This window comes from Azospirillum sp. UENF 211521 (genome assembly GCF_058780535.1).
In genome coordinates, this window is sequence record NZ_JBSNCF010000005.1 from 168,115 (window position 1) to 187,930 (window position 19,816).

A 19,816-nucleotide genomic window follows, 5' to 3' on the forward strand; every position below is an offset into this window, starting at 1 on the left:
AAGAGCGCCTAACAGAACCATCTCTGGACGAAGCGCCAGCAGATGAGGCCGGCCGCGATATGGTGAAAGGCAGTGAAGATGTCGGCGCGCCGTTCGTAGCGGACGGCGATGCGGCGGAAGCGGGCAAACCAAGCGAGCGTACGCTCGACCACCCATCGGTATCGGCCGAGGCGCTCGCTGCTTTCGACGCCACGCCGGGCAATCCGCGGAATGATCGCTCGTTGGCGCAGCGCCCGCCGGCAGTGAGCGAAGTCGTAACCCTTGTCGGCATGCAGCTTGGCCGGTCGCCGCCGGGGCCGGCCCGCACACTGGCGGATCGCCGGCACGGCATCGACCAGCGCCTCCAGCAGCTTGCTGTCGTGCCGGTTGGCTGGCGAGATCCTCAGGGCGAGCGGGATGCCGTTAGCATCGACGAGGATGTGGCGCTTGGAGCCCGGCTTGCCGCGATCCGTCGGGTTCGGGCCGGTCTCCTCACCCCCCTTTTTGCCGGGACGCTGGCGCTGTCCACCGCCGCACGATCCCAGTTGATGGCGTTGGCATAGCCGAGCCGGTCGAGCAGCACACGATGCAGCCGTTCCCACACGCCAGCCCGATGCCACTCGTGCAGACGCCGCCAGCAGGTCATACCCGAGCCGCAGCCCATCTCCTCCGGCAGGAGCTCCCAAGGGATGCCCGTGCGCAGCACGAACAGGATGCCGGTCAACGCCGCACGATCGTCCAACCGGGGCCGTCCGCCTTTTGGCTTGGGCGGCTCCGGCGGGATCAGAGGTTCGATGATCGCCCACAAGGCGTCGCAAACAAGAGGGGTTGCCATGCCCCTACCAACCGCTCCCAGCCGGTTTTGTTACGCACTCTTATGGTCGCACATTAATCAGCCTTTGCCGGAAACACGCTGGCCGTCTTTGTGGACAACAGAGGCCTTCTTGATGAAGGTCTCGAAATTTTCCTCAAAATAATGTTCACGCAGATTTTCATCTGAATACGTGAGAAAATGCATTTCAGGAATTGTAGACAATGGCGTTGGCCACGGCAATTACCAACCGACCTCAGGAACTCACTGCGTGATCCGCTCTACGAGCCCATCCGGGAGCCCCCGCTGCAACCAAACTCCGGATGAAACCGACAAGGGCATGGCCGACCGGATCAAGAGGTCGGGCGTCAATCCGATCTCCGACCCGTCGAAATGACGGCGGCGGGACCGCATATTCCGTGTGCCCTCAGGTTGCCATTGGAAAAGGGACGTTCGATCTCACCTGATCTCACCGAGGGTTTGGCGCCTTCCGCACCGGCACGGCGCAAAAGCCTTACCGGTCGGCCCACGCGTTTCGACGCGTCTGGGAGCTGAAGCCGTCGGAAGGACGCGGCACGGGAAGGAAGAGAGAGGAAGCATGAAAGCGACACGACGCGCCGTTCTGCAGGGTGTTCTGGCCGGGGCCGCCCTGATGACACCGCTGCGCGTCCAGGCGCAGACCGCGGAGGCGGCGGTTAAGCGCATTCCATCCTCGGGAGAGGCCGTTCCTTCCGTGGGCCTGGGCAGCTGGATTACGTTCAACGTCGGCGACGACGCCGAACTGCGTGCGGAGTGCGCGGCGGTCATGCGGGCCTTCTTCGCAATGGGGGGTCGGATGATCGACTCCTCGCCCATGTACGGCTCCTCGCAGGCGGTGATCGGCGACGGACTCAGATCGTTGGGACAGGCCGTCCCGCTGTTCGCCGCGGACAAGGTCTGGATTTCCTCGGCCTCGCGCGGACCGTCGCAGATCGAGGAGTCGCGCCGCCTGTGGGACGTGCCGCGCTTCGACCTTCTGCAGGTGCACAACCTGCTGTCCTGGGAGGAGCATCTCAGAACGCTGTTCGCCATGAAGGAAGCGGGTCAGCTCCGCTACGTCGGCATCACGACGTCGGAAGGGCGGCGCCACGACCTGTTCGAGGAGATCATGCGCCGGCAACCGCTCGATTTCGTGCAGCTCAGCTACAACATCGTCGACCGCGAGGTGGAGGAACGCATCCTGCCCTTGGCCGCGGAGCGCGGAATGGGAGTCATCGTCAACCGCCCGTTCCAGCAGGGCGTGCTGCTCCGCCGGCTGTCGGGCCATCCCCTGCCCTCCTGGGCCGCCGACGCCGGCGCATCGAGCTGGGCGCAGTTCGCCCTGAAGTTCATCATTTCCCACCCCGCCGTCACCGTGGCCATCCCGGCGACCAGCCAAGTCGCGCACGTGCGCGAGAACATGGCCGCGATGGCGGGGCCGATGCCGGACACCGCGATGCGACGGCGCATGGCCGATTACGTAAGAGGCCTCTGATGCCGGAATGGTGGACCTACTCGACCGAGGATTTTCTGCTCTTCAGCCCCCGCACCTACTGGCGGCTGATCGAACGGCACAACGAGACGCTCTGGCCGGCGCATGTCCTGATGATTCTGCTCGGCACAGCCATCCTGCTGTGGCTCGTCCGCCCCCGCCCCTGGTCGCACCGGGCGATCGCGGGGATCCTTTCCGTCCTATGGGCATGGCTGGCCTGGAGCTTCCTGTGGGAACGCTACGCCACGATCCATTGGGCCGCATCCTATGTGGCGCCGCTCTTCGCGCTCCAGGCCGTCCTGCTGGCCCTGATCGGAGGCCGGCTTCGCTGGTCGTTCTCTTGGGTGGGGCGGGCGCCCTTGGGGCTTGCGCTGTTCCTCTATGCGCTTGCCGTTCACCCGTTCGCGGCGCTCCTCGCCGGGCGCCCCCTGCACGGAGCCGAGGTCTTCGGCATCACACCGGATCCGACCGCGATCGCCACCATCGGACTGGTCATGATGGCGCAGGGGCGGTGGTCCTGGTTGCTGCTCGCCGTGCCGGTGGCGTGGTGTCTCGCCGGTTGGGCGACCTTGCACGGCATGGGCGCCGGGGAGCAGTGGGCGCTTCTCGGGGCGGTGCTGATCGCCCTCGTTCCCGTCCCACGCCGGCGCACCGCTTGACCGGCACCGACGCTGGTGGCTATGGCGGCCGGCCGGCCGACCGGGCTTGGGTCCACGGCCCCCGTCACAGCAGCCCGCCCTCGCGCAGCCGCCCGTCAAGCTCCTCGTTGTAGCGCCTCAGCGCGTGCTGCTCGGTGAGCAGCCCGATCACCCGCATCCGGTCGGTGCCGTCGACCACCGCCAGCACGTCGCTTTCCGCCGCGGCGAAAGTCTTCATCGCCTCGCGGACGTTCACGTTGGGCAGCAGCACGTCGGTCTTCAGGCGGATGAGGTCGGCGAGGCCCTCCGCCTCGGTCATGTCACGGTGGGCATCCGACACGAAGACGATCCCGGCGTAGCGGTCGGCGTGATCGACCACGATGACCCGCTGGGCCGCACCCAAAGGGAAGTTGCGGCGGAACTGGGCGAGCGTCTGGTCGGCGCGCACGGTGCGGACGTCCTTGCGCATCATGCGCCCGACCGTCAGCTCGCGGATCCAGCCGATGTCGGCGGCGCTGCGGATCGACTCGCCGCGCAGGTGGAAGCGCCAGGTTGCAAAGGAATAACCGAAGACCCGCCGGACGGTGATCGACGACACCACCGCGGCGGCCAGAACCGCGATGGTCAGGGGCAGGCTGCCGGTGACCTCCAGCGCGAGGAAGGCCATGGTCAGCGGTGCGCCGAGCACCGCGGTGGCCATGGCGCACATGCCGACGATGCCGATCACCACCGCCGGGATGGTCAGCCCGACCGCCAGCATCCAGCCGATGGCCACCAACTTGCCCAGCATCGCCCCCAGGAACAGCGAGGCGAAGAACAGCCCGCCGCGGAAGCCGGACCCGATGGAAATCGCCGAGGCCAGCGCCTTCAACCCGATCAGCCCCAGCAGCACCGGCGCCGTGTAGTAGGCGTTGAACCCCGCATGCAGCGCGCCATGGCCGGAGGACAGCACCGCCGGCGTGGCAAGCGCGAGCAGCCCGATGCAGCCACCGCCGACCACCGGACGGGCCCACGGCGGAACGCGGCTTTTGTTGAAGACCGCCTCCACCAGCCCGACCGTCCGCATCATGGCGATGCCGAGCAGGGCGCACAGCACGCCCATCAGGCAGACCAGCGCGTAATCCGCCGCCCCGAGGCTGCCGGCGAAACCGACCTGAAGCGACGGCTGGGGCAGGATCAGCCGCATGACGCCGACCCCGGTCATGGCGGCGACGCCCACCGGGGCCAGGGTGGAGATCGAATAGCTGGCGATCACCAACTCGAAAGCGTAGAAGGCGCCGGTCAGCGGCGCGTCGAAGGCCGCCGCGATGGCCGCCGCCGTGCCGCAGCCGACCAGCGTGCGCAGGTCGGCACGCCGGACATGGAAGATGCGGCCGAGCTTGGACGCCACCATCGCGCCGGCCTGGGCATAGCCGGCCTCCATGCCGACCGAAGCGCCGAAACCGTTGGACAGCATCGTCTGCAGGACCAGAATCAGGCTTCCCCGGATGGGGATGCGGCCGCCATGGAGCGCGTTGGCCTCCACCGGATCGATGATGGGGACACGGGGCAACCGGCCGAGCAGCCAGCCGAGCATCGCCATCAGGAGCCCGCCGGCGACCGGGACCAGCGCGGCCCGCCAGGGGTCGACGGCGGCGGCCCCGCTGACGTCGTGCCCCTCCACCGCGAACAGGACGTGGTGGGCGGACTGCATCGCCGCCACGATGGCGGCGACGAGCCCGCCGGCGACGATCCCGATCCCGGCCGCCAGAACGACAAGCCAGATCTCGTCGCCACGCACGAAGGCGCGCAGCCAGGCGGGAGCCCTGACGCCCGGCCCCTGGTCCGGATCGGGCAGCCTGGCCCTCAGCGATTGGAACATGCGCCTCCGCGCCCCCTTGCGCGATGGGGAGTCAGGACGGCCCCGCCGTCAGCCGAGCATCGCCCGGGCGTACAGGTCGGCGATGTGCGCGGTGACCGGCCCCGGCTTGCCGTCGCCGATCCGCCGGCCGTCGACCCGCACCACCGGCGTGATGCCGCCCAGCGTTCCGGTGACGAAGGCCTCGTCGGCCCCGTAGACCTCCGCCAAGGTGAAGTCGTGCTCGCGCACCGTGCCGCCGTCCTTGCGGTAGAGGTCGATCGTCTTGGCGCGGGTGATGCCCTTGAAGTTGAAGCGGCCGGTCGAGGTCCAGAGCTCCCCCTTGCGGACGATGAAGAAGTTGGTCGAGTTGCAGCTCGCCACGAAGCCGTGCGGGTCGAGCATCAGCGCCTCGTCGGCCCCGGCGTTGATCGCCTGGATCAGCGCCTGGATGAAGTTGAGGCGGCTGTGCGAGTTGAGCCGCAGGTCGAAGACGTCGGGGCCGCTGCAGCGGATGGTCGAAGTCAGCAGCGTCAGCCCGTTGGCCTTCGATTCCGGCTTCGGCGCCTTGTATTCGGCGATGATGACGATGGTCGCCTGTCCGAGCGCGAAGCGCGGGTCCTGGTTGGGCGTCTTCTTGCGGCCGCGGGTGACCATCAGGCGGATGTGGGCGCCGTCCGTCATGCCGTTGCGGTCGAGCGTGGCCTGGATCGCCACGACCAGCTCCTGGCGTGTCATGCCGATGTCGAGTTGGATGGCGTTGGCGCCCTCGTACAGGCGGTCCATATGGTCGTCGAGCGCCAGGATGCGGCCCTTGACCAGGCGAAGCCCTTCCCACACCCCATCGCCCAGCACGAAGCCGGCGTCGAAGACCGAGACCTTCGCCTCGTCGCGCTTGAAGAACGCGCCGTTCACGTAGATCAGCACCTCGTCGTTGCGGGTGTCATCGACATAGCCCTGCGAACTCGTCCGGCTGACCGCGCTGTTCGATACCATCACATGTGTCCTTTCCCGGCGGCGGCCGGCCCTGCCGGCCCGCCCCGCGCCGCGTGTTCCCGGATGTCCGGGAGGAAGATCAATCCGAAGGATCAGAAGGAAAATTCGGTGAAGCGCTCCAGGAACGCGCGCGTGCGCTCCTGCCTGGGATGCTTCAGCACCTCGTCCGGCGTCCCGACCTCGTGGAAGACGCCGTCGGCGAGGAAGATCACCTTGGTGGCGAAATGATAGGCGAAGCCCAGCTCGTGGGTGACCAGCAGCATGGTCCTGCCCTCCTCCGCCAGTTGGCGGATGACCCGCAGCACCTCGCCCACCAGTTCGGGGTCGAGCGACGAGGTCGGTTCGTCGAACAGGAGGATTTCCGGCTCCATGGCAAGCGCGCGGGCGATGGCCACCCGCTGCTGCTGGCCGCCGGACAGGCGTCCGGGATAGACGTCGGTCTTGCCGCCCAGCCCGACCTTGTCCAGTTCGCGCAGGGCGCGCTCGCGCGCCTCCGCCTTCTTCATCCGCTTGACCGTGACCAGGCCTTCCATGGCGTTCTCCAGCACGGTCATGTGCGGGAACAGGTTGAACTGTTGGAAAACCATGCCGACGCGCTCGCGGACCTGGCACAGCTCGCCCTCGGGATAGCGCACCTCGTCCGGCCTTCCGGCGGCGGCGCGGCCGAGCGGCGTGCCGTCGAGCGCGATCCGGCCGGCCGTCGGCATCTCCATGAAGTTGAGGCAGCGCAGGAAGGTGCTCTTCCCCGACCCGCTGCCGCCAATGATGGCGACGCGCTCGCCGGCCGCCACCGAGAAATCGATCCCGCGCAGCACATGCAGCGACCCGAACCATTTGTGGAGGCCGGACACCTGGAGGATGGGCGGCGGGAGGGTGGATTCTGGCATGGAGAGGGGCTCCGCTTGCATGACCGTCATCCCTTGCCGGCCATGCGGCGTTCGAGGGTCATCGACAGGAAGGTGACCGGATAGATCAGGACGAAATAGACGACCGCCACCGTCGTGAGGATTTCGAAGGGCCGGTAGTAGGTCGAGCTCAACAGCCGGCCCTGATACATCAGCTCGTGAACCGACAGGACCGAGGCCAGCGACGACATCTTGGCCACTTCGACCGCGCGGTTGGTGAAGGCGGGCAGCATCAGCTTGAAGACCTGCGGCAGGATGATCCGGCGCAGCACGTCGGCGTGCCGCATGCCCAGCGCCTTCGCCCCCTCCCACTGGCCGCGGGCGATCGACTGGATGCCGCCGCGGAAGATCTCCGCCCCATAGGCGGAGGTGTTCAGCGCCAGCGCGAGCAGCGCGGCCGTGAAGGGCGACAGCTGCACCCCGATGAGGATCGGGAAGGCGTAGTAGAACCAGATGAGCTGGATCAGCACCGGGGTATCGCGGAACAGCTCGATGTAGACGAGGCTGCCGCCGCGCAGGAGCCGGCTCTGCGCCAGCCGGGCCAGCGCCAGCAGGAAGCCGGCGGCCAACCCGATGGCGAGGCTGGGCAACCACAATTGCAGCGTCACCAGGAAGCCGCGCATCAGGATCGGGAAGGTCTCGACCACCAGCGCGAAGTCGAAGCTGTATTCCATCGCGCCGCCTCCTCAGCGGTAGGCGACCAGCCGCGCCTCGGCGAGGCGGGCCAGAGCGCTGCAGGAGACCAGCAGGACCAGATAGAGCAGAGCCACCGCGGTGTAGACCTCCAGCGGCCGGAAGGTCTCGCTGTTCACCATCATCGCCTGATAGAGAAGCTCGCCATAGGCCAGGGTGGAGGCGAGCGCCGTGGTCTTGATCAGCTCGAAGGAACGCTCGACGAAGGGAGCGATCATGCGCGTCGCCGCCTGGGGCAGCACGATGCGCCGCATCAGCTGGGTGTGGGACATGCCCAGCGCCCTCGCCCCTTCCCACTGGCCGCGCTCGATGGATTGGATGCCGCCGCGGAACACCTCGGCATAGAAGGCGCCGGACTGGGTGGACAGGGCGAGCACGGCGGCGACCAGCGGGTCGAGGCTGATGTTGAGCACCACCGGCAGGGCATAGAAGAACCAGAAGAAATGCACGATGGGCGGGGTGTTGCGGTAGAACTCGACGAAGACCGCCACCGGAAGGCGCAGGTACCGCCGCGGCGACAGCCGCAGCAGCGCCAGAACCAGCCCGACCATGACGCCGAAGAGAATGGCGATGGCCGCGATCTTGACCGTGTTCAACAGACCGTCGAGCAGCAGCGGCCATCTCATCAGGACCGGCGAGAAATCCCATTGGTAGGTCATGCGGCGTCCTTGTCGCTGTCCTTTGCGCGGCTTGCGGCCCGATGCGGAGCGGGACGGCGGCGGGGCGGACCCGCTCCGCCGCCTCGGACGGTCAGCGCCAGGCTTCCTTGATCAGGCCCGGGATCTTCGACGCGTCGACGTTCTTCGACTTCAGGTAGGCGGCGAACACCTGGTCGGGGACCCCCTCGGCGTAGAGGGTCTTGAGCTGCCCGTCCAGCCAGTCGCGGAAGGCCGGATTCTCCTCCTTGCGCAGGCCGACGCTGGTCGCCACCGGCTCCACAGGCTCCGGCAGGATGACCTTGCCCAGGCGCAGGCGGGTCTGCTGGACGACCAGCGCCGGATGGAACTGGACGGCGACGTCGATGCGCTTGGCCGCGAAGGCCGCGATGGTCTCGTCGTTGTTGGAGAAGCGGTTGATGGCGGCCTGCTTCACCATCGCCGTGACGTTCTTGTCAAGCGAGGTGCCCAGCGTCACGCCGATGCGCAGCCCTGGCTTGTCGATGTCCGCCCAGGCCTTGATGGGGGAGTCGGCGGCGACCAGGGCGCCCATGGCGTAGTAGAACAGCGGTGATTCTGGGAAGTCGATGGCCTTGCGGCGCTCCTCGGTCGGGTCGAGGACGAACATCAGGTCGATCTGGTCGGCCTGCAGCGCTCCCACCGCGTTGGCCCAGGTCGTCTCCACCGGAACCAGGGTGGCGCCGAGGCTGGCGGCCAGCCGCTGGCCCATCGCCACGCCGACGCCGGTCCAGGTCTCGGTCATCGGGTCCTTGAAGAACCACGGTTCGGCGGAGGTCACGCCGATGCGCAGCCGTTTGCTCTCCTTGACCCGGTCCAGCGTGGAGGGCGAAGCGGCGAGCGCCGGCAGAGCCGACAGCCCCACAGCGGCGGCCGCGGCAAGGCCGAGCAGGGTCCTGCGGTCGATGGTCCCCCGGTTGATGGTCATCGTAAGCCTCCTCTGTCTGTGCGTCGTCTTTTATGGGTCCGGTCAGGGGCCGTGAACGGCACCGGCTTCCCGGTTGCGCAGGAACGCCTCGGTCTGCTGGCCACCGCGGGCCATGTGGTCGGTGATTTCGGCCTTCAGCGCATCGAAGTCGTCGGCGAGCGCCATCGCCACATAGCGGTCGTGGCCGTCGCGGCGCGGCCCGCGGATGCCGTGCGCCCGGTGGTGCGCCGCCCAATAGAGCTGCAGGCGTCCGCGGATGCTTTCCCAGGTCCTGAGCAGCAGCTTGTGCCCGGTCGCCTCGTAGACGAAGCCGTGCAGCTGCAGCTCGGCGACGATGCTGGCGGCATCGTCCTCGGCGTCGATGCAGGCGGTGAGCGCGTCGTGGCGGGCGACCAGACCTTGGCGGAACGCCGGCTCGCGCCGCGCCCAGATCTGCTCGAAGGCGAAGATCTCCAGGGTGACGCGCATCGAATAGATCTCGCGCACGTCATCGACCGACAGACCGACGACGTGCGTCCCGGTGTAGGGCACGGCAACCAGCAGCCCCTCGTCGATGAGCTGCCGCATGGCCTCGCGCAAGGGGCCGCGGCTGACCCCGAATTGTTCGGCCAGCGCGGTCTCGACGAGTTGGGCCCCCGGCTCGATGTCGCCATTCAGGATCGCGGCCCGCAACCCGTCCGCGATGTGGGCGCGAAAGGTCGATTTCGGCACCCGCGCCAAAACCGCTTCCCCTGCCCTGCCCTTGGTCATTCCGTCCACCGTCATCAGTCGATTGTTGACAATCTGCCGTATGGATTGCTGGGAGTCAACCGGCGACGCCGGCCTCATCACACGAATGTGATCATCCCATCCGTAGTCACCGGAACAGGCCTGCCGCTGCTGCCTTTTCCCGAACGCGGTGGAGAAGCCCGCTTCACGACAACTTCCGGCGCTGGCCTCCCTAGTGCCTATACCATTGATCGGAAGAAGGAATTCCGTGGTGATCGCATCGCGCGAGGCACCCTTTCCAAGCTGGCTTGGCCTCAACCGCTTCCGCGGGGACTCATCGTCAATTGCAAAGAACAGCTTACCAGTCCGCTCAGGACAACGCGCCTTATTCTCCCGGTGGTCGCGAACCATTCTCATTGCTCTGCGATCCCACGGCCCCTGTCCCGCACGCGGCCGGCGATCACCATGATGCCATCATCGAGGGAGTTCAGATGCCGAACTCACAAGGCAAGCACCGTCTCGAAACCACCCGCCGGCGGGTTCTGAAGGCCGGGACCATCATCTCCTTGAGCGGAGCGATGTTGCCGACCACCGGGCTCGCCCAACAGGCCGGCCCGCAGCCCTCGCCGGAGAACGGCGTGACCGTCCCTGTCTCCTTCCGCGTCAACGGCCGTCCGGCGGCGCTGGACATCGATGCGCGGGCGTCCTTGCTGGACCTGCTGCGCGAACGGCTGGGCCTCGTCGGCGCGAAGAAGGGCTGCGATCACGGCCAATGCGGCGCCTGCACCGTCCACATGAACGGCCGCCGGATCGCCTCCTGCCTGACCATGGCCGCCAAAGCCCACGGCCGTGACGTGACGACGATCGAAGGCATCGCCGGGGCGGACGGTCTTCATCCCATGCAGCAGGCCTTCATCGACCACGACGCCTTGCAATGCGGGTACTGCACGCCGGGCCAGATCATGGCCGCGATCGCCTGCGTCAAGGAGGGGCACGCCACGACGCCGGAGCAGATCAAGGAGTACATGAGCGGGAACATCTGCCGCTGCGGCGCCTATGTCGGCATCGTCGCGGCGATCGAGCAGGCCGCTCCCCAGATCGAGAGGAGCTGAGCCATGAAGCCTTTGTCCTACGTCCGCGCCGGGACGGCCCGTGAAGCGATCGATGCCTTCGTCGCGGCCGGCGACGGCGCCCGCTACATCGCCGGGGGCACCAATCTCTACGACCTGATGAAGCTCGGCATCGAGCGGCCGGCGCATCTGATCGACATCGCCGATCTGGAAGGCGCCGACCGGATCGACACCGACGGCGACCGGCTGTTTTTCGGTGGTGCCGCGCTGATGGCGAATGTCGCCGAGGATCCGGTGGTGAGCCGCGATTATCCGGTGCTGGCGGAGAGCCTGTCGAAGGCCGCGTCCCAGCAACTGCGCAACATGGCGACCGTCGGCGGCAACCTGCTTCAACGGACGCGCTGCCCCTATTTCAGGAACGGCGTGAACGGCACCTACCCGTGCAACAAGCGCGAGCCGGGCTCCGGCTGCGCCGCGCTTGGCGGGCTGGACCGGTCGCAGGCGGTGCTGGGGGCGAGCGAGGCGTGCAACGCCGTGTCGCCCGGAGACTGGCCGGTTGCCCTGATGGCGATGGATGCCACGATCGAGCTGCAGGGCCGCGACGGAACGCGGGTGATCCCGATTTCCGAACTCTACCGGCCGCCCAGCCAGACCCCTCATCTCGAATTCACCATCGGCCGCGAAGAGATCGTCACCGGCATCGCGGTGCCGAAGACCGCCGCCGGCCGGAACTCCGTCTATCTCAAAGTGCGCGACCGCGAATCCTACGCCTTCGCGCTGGTTTCCGCCGCGGTGGCGCTGGAGATGGACGGAGACCGCGTGGGGCAGGCGCATGTGGCGCTCGGCGGAGTGGCCACCGTGCCGTGGCGCGCCCGCGCGGCCGAGGCTTTCCTGCGCGGTCGCACGCTCGATCGCGAGGGAGCCTTGGCGGCGGCCACAGCGGCCTTCGCCGACGCCCGCGCCGGCCGCCACAACGCGTTCAAGATCGAACTCGGCGCACGGACCCTCGCCGACGCCCTCATCACCGCCGGAAGCAAGAGTCAATGACGCCGAACCGCAACGCCGACCGCCCCCGGATCGATGCCCACGAAAAAGTGCTCGGCCGTGCGCTATACGCCGCCGACCAGCCCTTTCCCGGATTGCTCCACGCGATGACCGTGCCCGCGACGATCGCCAAGGGGCAGATTCTGTCCATCGACACCGCCGCCGCCCTGGCGGTTCCGGGTGTCGTGCGCGTCTTCACCCATGGTGATTTCGCACAGATCCGGACGACGCCCGCAGCCCGCGGCGCCTATGGACAGCCGGGAAAAGGCTACCAGCCGATGACCGGCCCGCAGGTCCGCCATCGGGGCGAGCCGGTCGCCCTGGTGGTCGCTGAAACGCTGGAGGCGGCGGTCGAAGGCGCCGAAGCCGTGACGGTGCGCTACGCCGAGGAACCGTTCAGCGCGGAAATGGACGATAGCCTTGCCACCCCGGAGCCGGAGCCCGTCAGCCAGCAGGCGTCCGGCGACGCCGAGGCGGCTTTCGCCAACGCCGCCCATATCGTCGATGTGGAGTATCGACACCCCCAGCAGCATCACAACCCCATCGAGCTGATCTCGACCACCGCCGCGTTCGAGGACGGCACGCTGCGGATTTACGAGGGAACGCAGTCCGCCGCGGCCTTTGCCGGCGGTCTGGCCGGCATGATGGGGATGGAGCCGCAGGCGCTGCGCGGTGTCAGCCCCTACACGGGCGGGGGGTTCGGCCAGAAGAACGGCGTCCAGGAGCAGAGCGTGCTGGTGGCGAGCGCCGCCCTGCTGCTGCGCCGCCCGGTCAAGCTCGTCATGCCGCGGGGCCAGCTGTTCCACACCGCGTCCTATCGCCCGCACAGCCGGCATCGCGTCCGGCTTGCCGCGGACGGCGATGGCCGCCTGCTCGCCGGCATCTACGAAACGGTGCAGCAGAACAGCCGGTATGACGGCTTCGCCAGCGATCACGGCGCCAATCCACCGCGCCTGTATGGCTATGGCGCGTGGCTGGGACGCGAGCGCATCGTCCGGGTCGACACCCAGACCCCCGGGCACCAGCGCGCCCCGCACGAGCATCCGGCCAGCTACGCCACTGAATGCGCGATCGACGAACTCGCCGGGGCGCTCGGCATGGACCCCGTCGCGCTGCGCCTCGCCAACGACACCCAGCGTGATCCGCTCACCGGCAAGCCCTTCTCCTCGCGCCATCTCGCCGCCTGCCTGACGCGCGGGGCCGCGCTGTTCGGCTGGGACCGATGGACGAGCGAGCCCGGCGCCCTGGTCGCCGCCAACGGCGACCGCATCGGCCTCGGCGTCGCCTGCGGCAGCTACAAGGCGGCGATGACGCCCTCGGTCACCACGCTCCGCCTCTCGGCCAACGGCCAATGCCGAATTGCGACGTCCGGCCATGAAATGGGACAGGGGCTGCGCAGCGTCATCGCCGCGGAGCTGATCGAGGTTCTCGGCGTGGACCCCGGCAAGCTCGACATCCGGATCGGCGACACCGGCCACGCCCCCCAGCACCTCACCGCGGGCTCCTGGGGTGCCGGAAGCGCGGCGCCGGCGGCGCGGGCCGCCGCCTTGAAGCTGCGCGAGGAACTGGCCCAATTGACCGGGGCGGCGCTGACGGACGAGCCCGTTCATGCCCAGCTCGCCCGGACCCGGCGCCCCTTTCTGGAGGTGTCGGTGGACACCCTGCCGCTCGGCAAGGACCGGCAGGCGATCGAGCAGCTGCGCCGGGGCATGCCCGTGGTGACCGGTCCCGAATACCCCGACTTCCTGGCCTTCAGCTGGATCGCGCATTTCGCCGAGGTCCATGTCGAGCCGTCGACGGGGCGCGTGCGCGTTCGGCGGGTGGTCAGCGTCGCCGATTGCGGGCGGGTCATGAACCGCCGCACGGCGGAAAGCCAGGTCCGCGGCGGCGTGGTCTGGGGCATCGGCGCCGCCCTGCGCGAAGCCGCCGAAAGCGATCCGCGGTTCGGCGGCGTCCTCAACAACGACCTTGCGGAGTATGTGGTGCCGGTCAACGCCGACATCGGCGCCATCGACGTGGATTTCATCGACGAGCCGGACAGCCGATTGAACATATCGGGCGTCAAGGGGCTCGGCGAGGTGGCCATGGTCGGCGCCTCCGCCGCCATCGTCAACGCCGTCCACCACGCGACCGGAAAACGGATCCGGCATCTGCCGATCCGCATCGAAGACCTGCTCTAGCTCCCCTCGCCCAACCGCCCGGGCCGGCGCGCAAAAACCCTCCGTTCAGCCGCCGGCCGTCCAGTCGTAGCCTTTCATGTGATCGAGGAACGCCCGCATCGCCGCGCTGGGAAGGCGGCGGTTGGGGTAATAGAGGAACCAATGCGGCAAGGTGGGGCTCCAGTCCGGGAAAAGCTCCACCAGCCGCCCGTCGCGGACATGGGGTTTCGCATAATCGTCCAGGACATGGGCGATGCCCCGGCCGGCCAGGGCGGCCTGAAGCTCGTTGTGCACCGTGCTGACCGTCAGACGTCCCGCCGGCGTGACCTCCAGCTCCTCGTCCCCCTGGGCGAACCGCCAGGTGACCAGGGTGCCGCCGGGAAACCGCCGCCGGATGCAGTCATGGCCGACCAGGGCGTGCGGCGTCTCCGGCCGCCCATGCCGGGCGATGTAGTCCGGTGCGGCGATGATCGCGTATCGGAGCGACGGCCCGAAGGGGACCGCGATCATGTCCTGCGCCAACTGCTTGCCGAAGCGGACGCCGGCGTCGAATCCCTGCTCCACGATGTCGATCACCGCCGCGTCGCTGATGATCTCGATCTTCACCTCGGGATAGGCGTCCATGAAGTCGAACACCAGCGGACAGAGGAGATGGTCGATGGCGGGGGCCGGCGCGTTGATCCGCAAGGTTCCCGACGGGCTGTCCCTCAGCTCGTCGACCTCGGCGATCGCGCGCTGGATGTCGCTCAAGGCCGGGGCCAGGCGATCGAGCAGGCGCTGCCCGGCCTCCGTCGGCGACACGCTCCGCGTCGTCCGGTTGAGCAGCCGGATGCCGAGCGCCTCCTCCAGGGCGTTCATCGTCTGGCTCAAGGCCGATGACGAGACGCCCCGCTCGAACGCCGCCGCGCGGAAGCCGCCACAGCGCACGATCGCCACGAACACGTCGAAGCTGTCCAGGCGGATCGGGTTCATTGCAAAGCTGGCCTAATCAAGCTGCTCAGATTTGCCGAGCTTATCAGCGCAATCACACCGTGTCATGGTCGATCTGCGGTTGATTGTCGCGCCCCCTCCACCGCAGACGGAAGCGGCGGAGGGGCGCCCAACTCAGAAGGAAACAGCGATGAACGCGTTCACCCTGAACCGACGCACGATCATGCTTTCCGCGGTCGTCGGCGCCCCCACCCTGTTCGTTGCCGGCGGCGGAGGCGCGGAGGCGCAATCGCCGCCACCCCCCGCGAGCGGCAACGCCGGCCATTACCGGTTCCGCGTCGGCGACATCGGCGCGACGGTGTTGAGCGACGGCGTGATCGGCGGTCCGCCCCGCGTCTACGCCAGCGATGCCCCCGAAGCGGAGCTTCAGGAGGTGCTGCGCCGCGCCTTCCTGTCGACGGACCACATGACGTTGAACCTGAACACCCTTCTGATCGAAACCGGGGGACGGCGGATCCTCGTCGAGGCCGGCGCGGGCGCGACGATGGGGCCGAACGGCGGTCGGATCTTCCAGAACCTCGCGGCGATCGGGCTCGGCCCCGCGGACATCGACGCCATCGTGATCTCGCACACCCATCCCGACCACATCGGCAATCTCAGGACCGCGAGCGGCGGCAAGGCGTTTCCCCGGGCCACTGTCTTCGTGCCGCGGGCGGACTGGGATTTCTTCGTCCGCAACGATCCGGATCTGTCCTACATGCCGGTTCCGGAGGATTTCCGCCGGCGCTTCGCCGCCGCGATCAAGAGCAGCCTCGAACCGGTCGGGAAGGATGTCGAACTCTATGACGCCGGGGCCGAGATCGTGCCGGGCCTCACGACGATCGTCGCTTCCGGCCATACGCCGGGCATGGCGACCTTCCTTGTCCATTCCGGAAACGACCAGCTGCTGCTGACCGCCGACCTCGCCTATCACCCGGTCGTCAACGTCGACAACCCCTGGCGTCCCGGCCCCGATCGCGACAAGGACACGGCGCTCGCCTCGCGCCGGCGCATCTTCGACCGGGCCGCCGCCGACCGCATCCCCGTGCTGGGCTTCCATTTTCCGTTTCCCGGCCTCGGACGGATGCTCAAGACCGACGGCGGCTACGCCTGGGTCCCCGCGAACTGGCAGTTCTGACGATCCGGTGCGGCGGCGAACTCCGCCGTGAACAGCACGACCAGATGCTCGATCACCGCCCGCACCCGCGGCACGTCGCGCAGGTCCGGGTGCAGCACCAGCCAGACCTCGCGCTCCAGCGGCGGCGCCTCACCAGGCACCGGCATCAAGTCCGGTTCCCCCGCCGCCAGCCAGAAGGGCAGCAGCGCCACCCCGAACCCCGCCTTCGCCGCCGCGAGCTGGGTCTGCAGGCTGTTGGAGCGGAAGGCGACGCGGCGCCCAACCATATGGCGGGCCAGCCAGACCGCCTCCGGCAAGTCAGCCAGCGCCTCGTCATAGCCGATCACCGCGTCGGGCGCACCGGCGGCGGTGAACAGGCCGTAGCCCATGGTGGCGAGCCGCCGCGCGATCAGGTCGCCATGCTGCGGCCGGGCGAGCCGGATGGCGATGTCAGCCTCCCGCCGCGCGAGGCTGAGCGAACGGTTGTCCACCATCACCTCCAGGTCGATCCTCGGATGGCGGGTGCGGAACGGACCCAGCCGCGGCATCAGGAAGCGGTCGGCCAGCGCCGGGGTGGTGGTCAGCCGGACGGTGCCGGTCAGCCCGGCTTCGCGCCCGCCCTGGCTCGACGCTTGGCGCAGGATGGCCAGCGCGCGCTCGTCCATCCCGTCAGCCAGCGCGAAGACCGCCTCGCCGTCCGCGGTCAGGCCGTAGCCGTCGGCACGCCGCTCCACCAGACGGCGGCCCAGCCCCTCCTCGAGCGCGGCGACGCGGCGCCCGACCGTCGCGTGGCTGATCCGCAGCGCGCGCGCCGCCGCCGACAGGCTGCCGGTGCGGGCAAGCTCCAGGAAGATCCGCAGATCGTCCCAATTGAGGGAGGCTGTCTGTTTATGAACAGTCATTGCGCAAACCTAGCGGATATCCGGGCAAAAGCACACGGGGCACACTGCGCCCCGACCTTTCCCCGTTCCGGAGCCCCAACCACCATGAGCGCCACCCCGAAGACCCTGCTCGCCCTCGCCGGCGCCCCCGCCACGCCGAGCCCGCTCGACTCCGCGGCGCTGCTGCTGATCGACGCCCAGCGCGAATACATCGAAGGCGCCCTTCCCCTGGTCGGGGTGGAGGCCGCGGTGGCCGAAGCCGCGCGCCTGCTGGAGCGGGCGCGCAGGGCCGGCGTTCCGATCTTCCACATCGTCCACCACGGCAAGCCCGGCGGCGCCCTGTTCGACCCGGACGGGCCGCTGGCCGGCATCGTCGCCCCGCTGACTCCGCAGGACGGCGAGAGGGTGGTGGTGAAGCGTCTGCCCAACGCCTTCGCCGGAACGGAGCTGGACGCTCTGATCCGCGCCACCGGGCGCACGGAGCTGATCGTCGCCGGCTTCCAGACCCACATGTGTGTCAGCAGCACGGTGCGCGCCGCCCTCGACCTCGGCTGGCGGACCACCGTGGTGGACGCGGCCGGCGCCACCCGCGACCTTCCGGACGGGAATGGCGGCGTGATTCCGGCCGCGGCGCTGCACCGCGCCAATCTCGCGGCCTTGGCCGACCGCTTCGCGGTGGTCGTCAAGGACAGCCGGGCCTGGGATTGAGGGCATCGTGGCGACTGCGTCCCCGTGGCAGACGCCTAGAAAAGGGGAGTGCCGTCTTACGGTGTGAGCGAAAAACGCGCGTGGAAATTTCCACGCTTCATCGTCGGAGCGGGGGCGACGGATGGCAAGCGATGGCCGTGGCCGGTCGATCAAGCCATCCGTCGTCGTCGTGGCGGCGACAGTCGCGGCGTGGAAATTTCCACGCCGCCGGTGGTCACGCCGGATCGGCGTCCACGGCCAGGATCTTCTCGATCGCGGCCTTCATGTCACTCAGCATTTGACGATCGCTGTCCTCAAGCCGCTTCGGCTTGTCCTGGAAGGCCAGAAGGGCGTCCCGCGACCGCTGGAAGTGCCGGGCGACGCGCAAACTGAACGCGCTCAGGGTAACGGCAGAGGAATCCCGACGAATATCGCGCCGGCGGCCGTCGTCGGCCTCGGCCCTCTCATCCAGGGCCTGATCGTCTGCCGCAAGCGTGACAGCCTCGTCGTTGCCGATCATCGCCTGCCAAGCGGCGATCTGCTCCTCGGGGGAGGCCAGGGCGGCGATCTTCCACAGCTTGTATCGGGCGGGCTTTTCGGCCTGCTGCTCGTACTCCGCGCGGATCTCGGCCGGAAGGTTGCGGAGCAGCAACGTCCGCGAGACGTCGCTCCGGTCCATGCCGACGATGCGCCCAACGTCGACGTTCGTGCAGCTGCGACGCTCCTTGAGGAGCGCCATCGCGTCGGCCTGCTCGAAGGGGTTGAGGTCCGTCCGCAGCATGTTCTCGACGACGGTGATCTCGGCATCGTCAAGTTCGGCGCCGACAAGCACGCAGGCGATGGTCCGCTGGCCCAGGGCGCGGACGCAGCGCAGCCTGCGTTCACCGAACACCAGCCGATACCGGCCGTCGTCCTTCTGCCGGACACCGATCGGCTGCTGCAGGCCGTGCGTGGAAATGGACTGCTGCAGGGCCGCGAGGTCCGACGGGTCGAAATGGGTCCGCGTCTGGTGAGGGTTGTCGTCGACGAGGTCCACCGGCAGATGGACGATCCGGGCCGCGTTTTCAGGAGCGCCGACCAGGACGCCCACCGTCGAGGCCCGACGCTCGGGCTCTCCGGCCGCCACGGTTGCCGGCTTCGTCCCGAAAAAGGCGGGGTTGGAGCGCTGGATCTTAGGCGGCATGGGAGACCTCCGAGCCGAAGCGCTTCGCCCGCTCGGCCATCAGTGCGCTTGCGATGGTGTTGAAGGCGGGGGCACCGGCAACCTCCGGAGCCACCTCGATGGTGGCGCGGCCGGCGGCAACGGCCTGCGCGTAGGTGGTCGAGCGCGGCACCGGCTCGAACACGCGCATGGTCTTGCCATAGCGCTCATGGATGAGGCTGAGGCTTTCGCGGTCCTGCGTGTTGCGCTGGGTGTACATGGTCGGCAGCAGGCCAAGGATGTTCAGCGTCGGGTGGCACAGCCGCTGCAATTCGTCGATCGTCTTGAGCAGGTAATCGACACCGGCGATCGCCATCAGTTCCGCCTGGCAGGGGATGAGGACGAGATCGGCCGCCGTCAGCCCGTTGAGCGTCATCTGTCCCAGGTTGGGCGGGCAGTCGATGATGATGTGATCGTAGCGCTTCCGGATCTCGGCAAGACAGCCGCGCAGGGTGAAGTTCGGGGCCGGCTTCGCCGCCAGCTCGACCTCGCCCTGCGACAGCCGGATGCTGGAGGGCAACAGGTCCAGGCCGGATCGGTCCATCGTCAGGACGCAGTCCCGGATGTCCGCCTTGCCGAGCAGGGCGTCGTACAGGGTCCGGGCTTGCTCCTCCCGCTCCATAGCGTTAACGCCGAGGTGCAGGGTGGCGTTCGCCTGCGCATCCGCGTCGATCAGCAGGGTCTTCGAGCCGTTCTGCGCGATGATGGTCGCGACGTTCACAGCCGTCGTCGTCTTCCCGACGCCGCCCTTCTGGTTGGTCAGGACGGTGACCAGCGCCGGGCCGTGCACAGCCTCGGGCCCCAGCATCTCCTTGCGAAGCAGGCCGGCCACCGCTTCGGGAATCCGCTCGGCGCCGTTCTCCCAGCGGGAGATCTGCTGGCGGCCGTACCGGCGCCCAAGGCCCTCGTTCAGAAAGACCGCGAAATCAGGCTGGCTGAGCCCGCGGCCCTCGCGGTAACTGCGCATGTCCTCGCCACGCATGGATTTCCCCTTCCTGGCGCACATCCC

Annotated in this window: 18 protein-coding genes and 1 pseudogene; 7 read left to right on the plus strand and 12 right to left on the minus strand. The window is 68.4% G+C overall.

Annotated features, from left to right (window positions below; all coding sequences use genetic code 11):
• Positions 1-95: 95 nt before the first annotated feature.
• Positions 96-814: pseudogene (locus ACWPN5_RS29965) on the minus strand (IS5 family transposase); the annotation flags it as partial.
• A 574-nt stretch (positions 815-1,388) separates the two neighbouring features.
• Between ACWPN5_RS29965 and ACWPN5_RS29970 the strand changes: the two are divergent.
• Together ACWPN5_RS29970 and ACWPN5_RS29975 are read left to right on the plus strand one after the other, a co-directional pair.
• Positions 1,389-2,303, plus strand: a complete 915-nt coding sequence (locus tag ACWPN5_RS29970) for an aldo/keto reductase (protein ID WP_492299154.1) — start codon at positions 1,389-1,391, stop codon at positions 2,301-2,303.
• Positions 2,303-2,959 carry a DUF6064 family protein gene (locus ACWPN5_RS29975; RefSeq protein WP_492299155.1) on the plus strand — a complete coding sequence of 219 codons (657 nt, stop codon included), beginning with the start codon at positions 2,303-2,305 and terminating at the stop codon, positions 2,957-2,959. Before ACWPN5_RS29970 ends, ACWPN5_RS29975 begins: the two co-directional genes overlap by 1 nt.
• 64 nt (positions 2,960-3,023) lie before the next feature.
• Here ACWPN5_RS29975 and ACWPN5_RS29980 read toward each other — a convergent pair whose 3' ends face one another.
• The 7 genes from ACWPN5_RS29980 to ACWPN5_RS30010 all read right to left on the minus strand — a co-directional run bounded on the left by ACWPN5_RS29980 (position 3,024) and on the right by ACWPN5_RS30010 (position 9,721).
• Complete coding sequence (locus ACWPN5_RS29980; RefSeq protein WP_492299157.1) at positions 3,024-4,799, minus strand: chloride channel protein; 1,776 nt, start codon at positions 4,797-4,799, stop codon at positions 3,024-3,026.
• 48 nt (positions 4,800-4,847) lie between these two features.
• Positions 4,848-5,771 (minus strand): aminotransferase class IV, encoded by a 924-nt coding sequence (locus ACWPN5_RS29985; RefSeq protein ID WP_145684197.1) that lies wholly within the window; start codon positions 5,769-5,771, stop codon positions 4,848-4,850.
• A 92-nt stretch (positions 5,772-5,863) separates the two neighbouring features.
• Positions 5,864-6,658, minus strand: coding sequence for an amino acid ABC transporter ATP-binding protein (locus tag ACWPN5_RS29990; protein WP_145684195.1), 795 nt, complete (start codon positions 6,656-6,658; stop codon positions 5,864-5,866).
• A 26-nt stretch (positions 6,659-6,684) separates the two neighbouring features.
• Complete coding sequence (locus ACWPN5_RS29995) at positions 6,685-7,350, minus strand: amino acid ABC transporter permease (RefSeq protein WP_492299159.1); 666 nt, start codon at positions 7,348-7,350, stop codon at positions 6,685-6,687.
• A 12-nt stretch (positions 7,351-7,362) separates the two neighbouring features.
• Positions 7,363-8,028 carry an amino acid ABC transporter permease gene (locus tag ACWPN5_RS30000; RefSeq protein WP_492299161.1) on the minus strand — a complete coding sequence of 222 codons (666 nt, stop codon included), beginning with the start codon at positions 8,026-8,028 and terminating at the stop codon, positions 7,363-7,365.
• Between the two features lie 91 nt (positions 8,029-8,119).
• On the minus strand, positions 8,120-8,971 hold the full coding sequence (locus ACWPN5_RS30005) for a transporter substrate-binding domain-containing protein (RefSeq protein WP_145684189.1): 852 nt from the start codon (positions 8,969-8,971) through the stop codon (positions 8,120-8,122).
• A gap of 42 nt (positions 8,972-9,013) precedes the next feature.
• On the minus strand, positions 9,014-9,721 hold the full coding sequence (locus ACWPN5_RS30010) for a GntR family transcriptional regulator (protein WP_492299164.1): 708 nt from the start codon (positions 9,719-9,721) through the stop codon (positions 9,014-9,016).
• Between the two features lie 449 nt (positions 9,722-10,170).
• Between ACWPN5_RS30010 and ACWPN5_RS30015 the strand changes: the two genes are divergently transcribed.
• Genes ACWPN5_RS30015 through ACWPN5_RS30025 form a run of 3 tightly spaced genes read left to right on the plus strand, consistent with a single transcriptional unit; the run spans position 10,171 to position 13,973 of the window.
• Positions 10,171-10,791, plus strand: coding sequence for a (2Fe-2S)-binding protein (locus ACWPN5_RS30015; protein WP_145684181.1), 621 nt, complete (start codon positions 10,171-10,173; stop codon positions 10,789-10,791).
• Positions 10,792-10,794: 3 nt separating this feature from the next.
• Positions 10,795-11,796 (plus strand): FAD binding domain-containing protein, encoded by a 1,002-nt coding sequence (locus ACWPN5_RS30020; protein ID WP_492299166.1) that lies wholly within the window; start codon positions 10,795-10,797, stop codon positions 11,794-11,796.
• On the plus strand, positions 11,793-13,973 hold the full coding sequence (locus ACWPN5_RS30025; protein ID WP_492299168.1) for a xanthine dehydrogenase family protein molybdopterin-binding subunit: 2,181 nt from the start codon (positions 11,793-11,795) through the stop codon (positions 13,971-13,973). Before ACWPN5_RS30020 ends, ACWPN5_RS30025 begins: the two co-directional genes overlap by 4 nt.
• 45 nt (positions 13,974-14,018) lie before the next feature.
• Here ACWPN5_RS30025 and ACWPN5_RS30030 read toward each other — a convergent pair whose 3' ends face one another.
• Positions 14,019-14,924: a LysR family transcriptional regulator gene (locus tag ACWPN5_RS30030; protein WP_200477002.1), complete on the minus strand. Its 906-nt coding sequence runs from the start codon at positions 14,922-14,924 to the stop codon at positions 14,019-14,021.
• Positions 14,925-15,072: 148 nt separating this feature from the next.
• Here ACWPN5_RS30030 and ACWPN5_RS30035 point away from each other — a divergent pair, with 148 nt between their 5' ends.
• Positions 15,073-16,059: an MBL fold metallo-hydrolase gene (locus tag ACWPN5_RS30035; RefSeq protein ID WP_492299171.1), complete on the plus strand. Its 987-nt coding sequence runs from the start codon at positions 15,073-15,075 to the stop codon at positions 16,057-16,059.
• Here the strand turns inward: ACWPN5_RS30035 and ACWPN5_RS30040 are convergent.
• Positions 16,026-16,940: a LysR family transcriptional regulator gene (locus ACWPN5_RS30040; protein ID WP_492299173.1), complete on the minus strand. Its 915-nt coding sequence runs from the start codon at positions 16,938-16,940 to the stop codon at positions 16,026-16,028. The genes ACWPN5_RS30035 and ACWPN5_RS30040 overlap by 34 nt on opposite strands.
• 84 nt (positions 16,941-17,024) lie before the next feature.
• Between ACWPN5_RS30040 and ACWPN5_RS30045 the strand changes: the two genes are divergently transcribed.
• Complete coding sequence (locus tag ACWPN5_RS30045) at positions 17,025-17,627, plus strand: cysteine hydrolase family protein (RefSeq protein WP_492299174.1); 603 nt, start codon at positions 17,025-17,027, stop codon at positions 17,625-17,627.
• Between the two features lie 214 nt (positions 17,628-17,841).
• Here ACWPN5_RS30045 and ACWPN5_RS30050 read toward each other — a convergent pair whose 3' ends face one another.
• Positions 17,842-18,789 carry a ParB/RepB/Spo0J family partition protein gene (locus ACWPN5_RS30050; RefSeq protein WP_492299176.1) on the minus strand — a complete coding sequence of 316 codons (948 nt, stop codon included), beginning with the start codon at positions 18,787-18,789 and terminating at the stop codon, positions 17,842-17,844.
• The gene (locus ACWPN5_RS30055; RefSeq protein ID WP_145675626.1) at positions 18,779-19,789 is read right to left on the minus strand and encodes an AAA family ATPase; all 1,011 of its coding nucleotides are present in this window, start codon (positions 19,787-19,789) and stop codon (positions 18,779-18,781) included. The genes ACWPN5_RS30050 and ACWPN5_RS30055 overlap by 11 nt, the downstream gene beginning before the upstream one ends.
• Positions 19,790-19,816: the final 27 nt, after the last annotated feature.

Excerpts from the sequence above, each read along its gene's own strand:
- ACWPN5_RS29970 (WP_492299154.1), top strand. The coding sequence starts at position 1,389 with ATGAAAGCGACACGACGCGCCGTTCTGCAGGGTGTTCTGGCCGGGGCC.
- ACWPN5_RS29975 (WP_492299155.1), top strand. The coding sequence starts at position 2,303 with ATGCCGGAATGGTGGACCTACTCGACCGAGGATTTTCTGCTCTTCAGC.
- ACWPN5_RS29980 (WP_492299157.1), bottom strand. The coding sequence starts at position 4,799 with ATGTTCCAATCGCTGAGGGCCAGGCTGCCCGATCCGGACCAGGGGCCG.
- ACWPN5_RS29985 (WP_145684197.1), bottom strand. The coding sequence starts at position 5,771 with ATGGTATCGAACAGCGCGGTCAGCCGGACGAGTTCGCAGGGCTATGTC.
- ACWPN5_RS29990 (WP_145684195.1), bottom strand. The coding sequence starts at position 6,658 with ATGCCAGAATCCACCCTCCCGCCGCCCATCCTCCAGGTGTCCGGCCTC.
- ACWPN5_RS29995 (WP_492299159.1), bottom strand. The coding sequence starts at position 7,350 with ATGGAATACAGCTTCGACTTCGCGCTGGTGGTCGAGACCTTCCCGATC.
- ACWPN5_RS30000 (WP_492299161.1), bottom strand. The coding sequence starts at position 8,028 with ATGACCTACCAATGGGATTTCTCGCCGGTCCTGATGAGATGGCCGCTG.
- ACWPN5_RS30005 (WP_145684189.1), bottom strand. The coding sequence starts at position 8,971 with ATGACCATCAACCGGGGGACCATCGACCGCAGGACCCTGCTCGGCCTT.
- ACWPN5_RS30010 (WP_492299164.1), bottom strand. The coding sequence starts at position 9,721 with ATGACCAAGGGCAGGGCAGGGGAAGCGGTTTTGGCGCGGGTGCCGAAA.
- ACWPN5_RS30015 (WP_145684181.1), top strand. The coding sequence starts at position 10,171 with ATGCCGAACTCACAAGGCAAGCACCGTCTCGAAACCACCCGCCGGCGG.
- ACWPN5_RS30020 (WP_492299166.1), top strand. The coding sequence starts at position 10,795 with ATGAAGCCTTTGTCCTACGTCCGCGCCGGGACGGCCCGTGAAGCGATC.
- ACWPN5_RS30025 (WP_492299168.1), top strand. The coding sequence starts at position 11,793 with ATGACGCCGAACCGCAACGCCGACCGCCCCCGGATCGATGCCCACGAA.
- ACWPN5_RS30030 (WP_200477002.1), bottom strand. The coding sequence starts at position 14,924 with ATGAACCCGATCCGCCTGGACAGCTTCGACGTGTTCGTGGCGATCGTG.
- ACWPN5_RS30035 (WP_492299171.1), top strand. The coding sequence starts at position 15,073 with ATGAACGCGTTCACCCTGAACCGACGCACGATCATGCTTTCCGCGGTC.
- ACWPN5_RS30040 (WP_492299173.1), bottom strand. The coding sequence starts at position 16,940 with ATGACTGTTCATAAACAGACAGCCTCCCTCAATTGGGACGATCTGCGG.
- ACWPN5_RS30045 (WP_492299174.1), top strand. The coding sequence starts at position 17,025 with ATGAGCGCCACCCCGAAGACCCTGCTCGCCCTCGCCGGCGCCCCCGCC.
- ACWPN5_RS30050 (WP_492299176.1), bottom strand. The coding sequence starts at position 18,789 with ATGCCGCCTAAGATCCAGCGCTCCAACCCCGCCTTTTTCGGGACGAAG.
- ACWPN5_RS30055 (WP_145675626.1), bottom strand. The coding sequence starts at position 19,789 with ATGCGTGGCGAGGACATGCGCAGTTACCGCGAGGGCCGCGGGCTCAGC.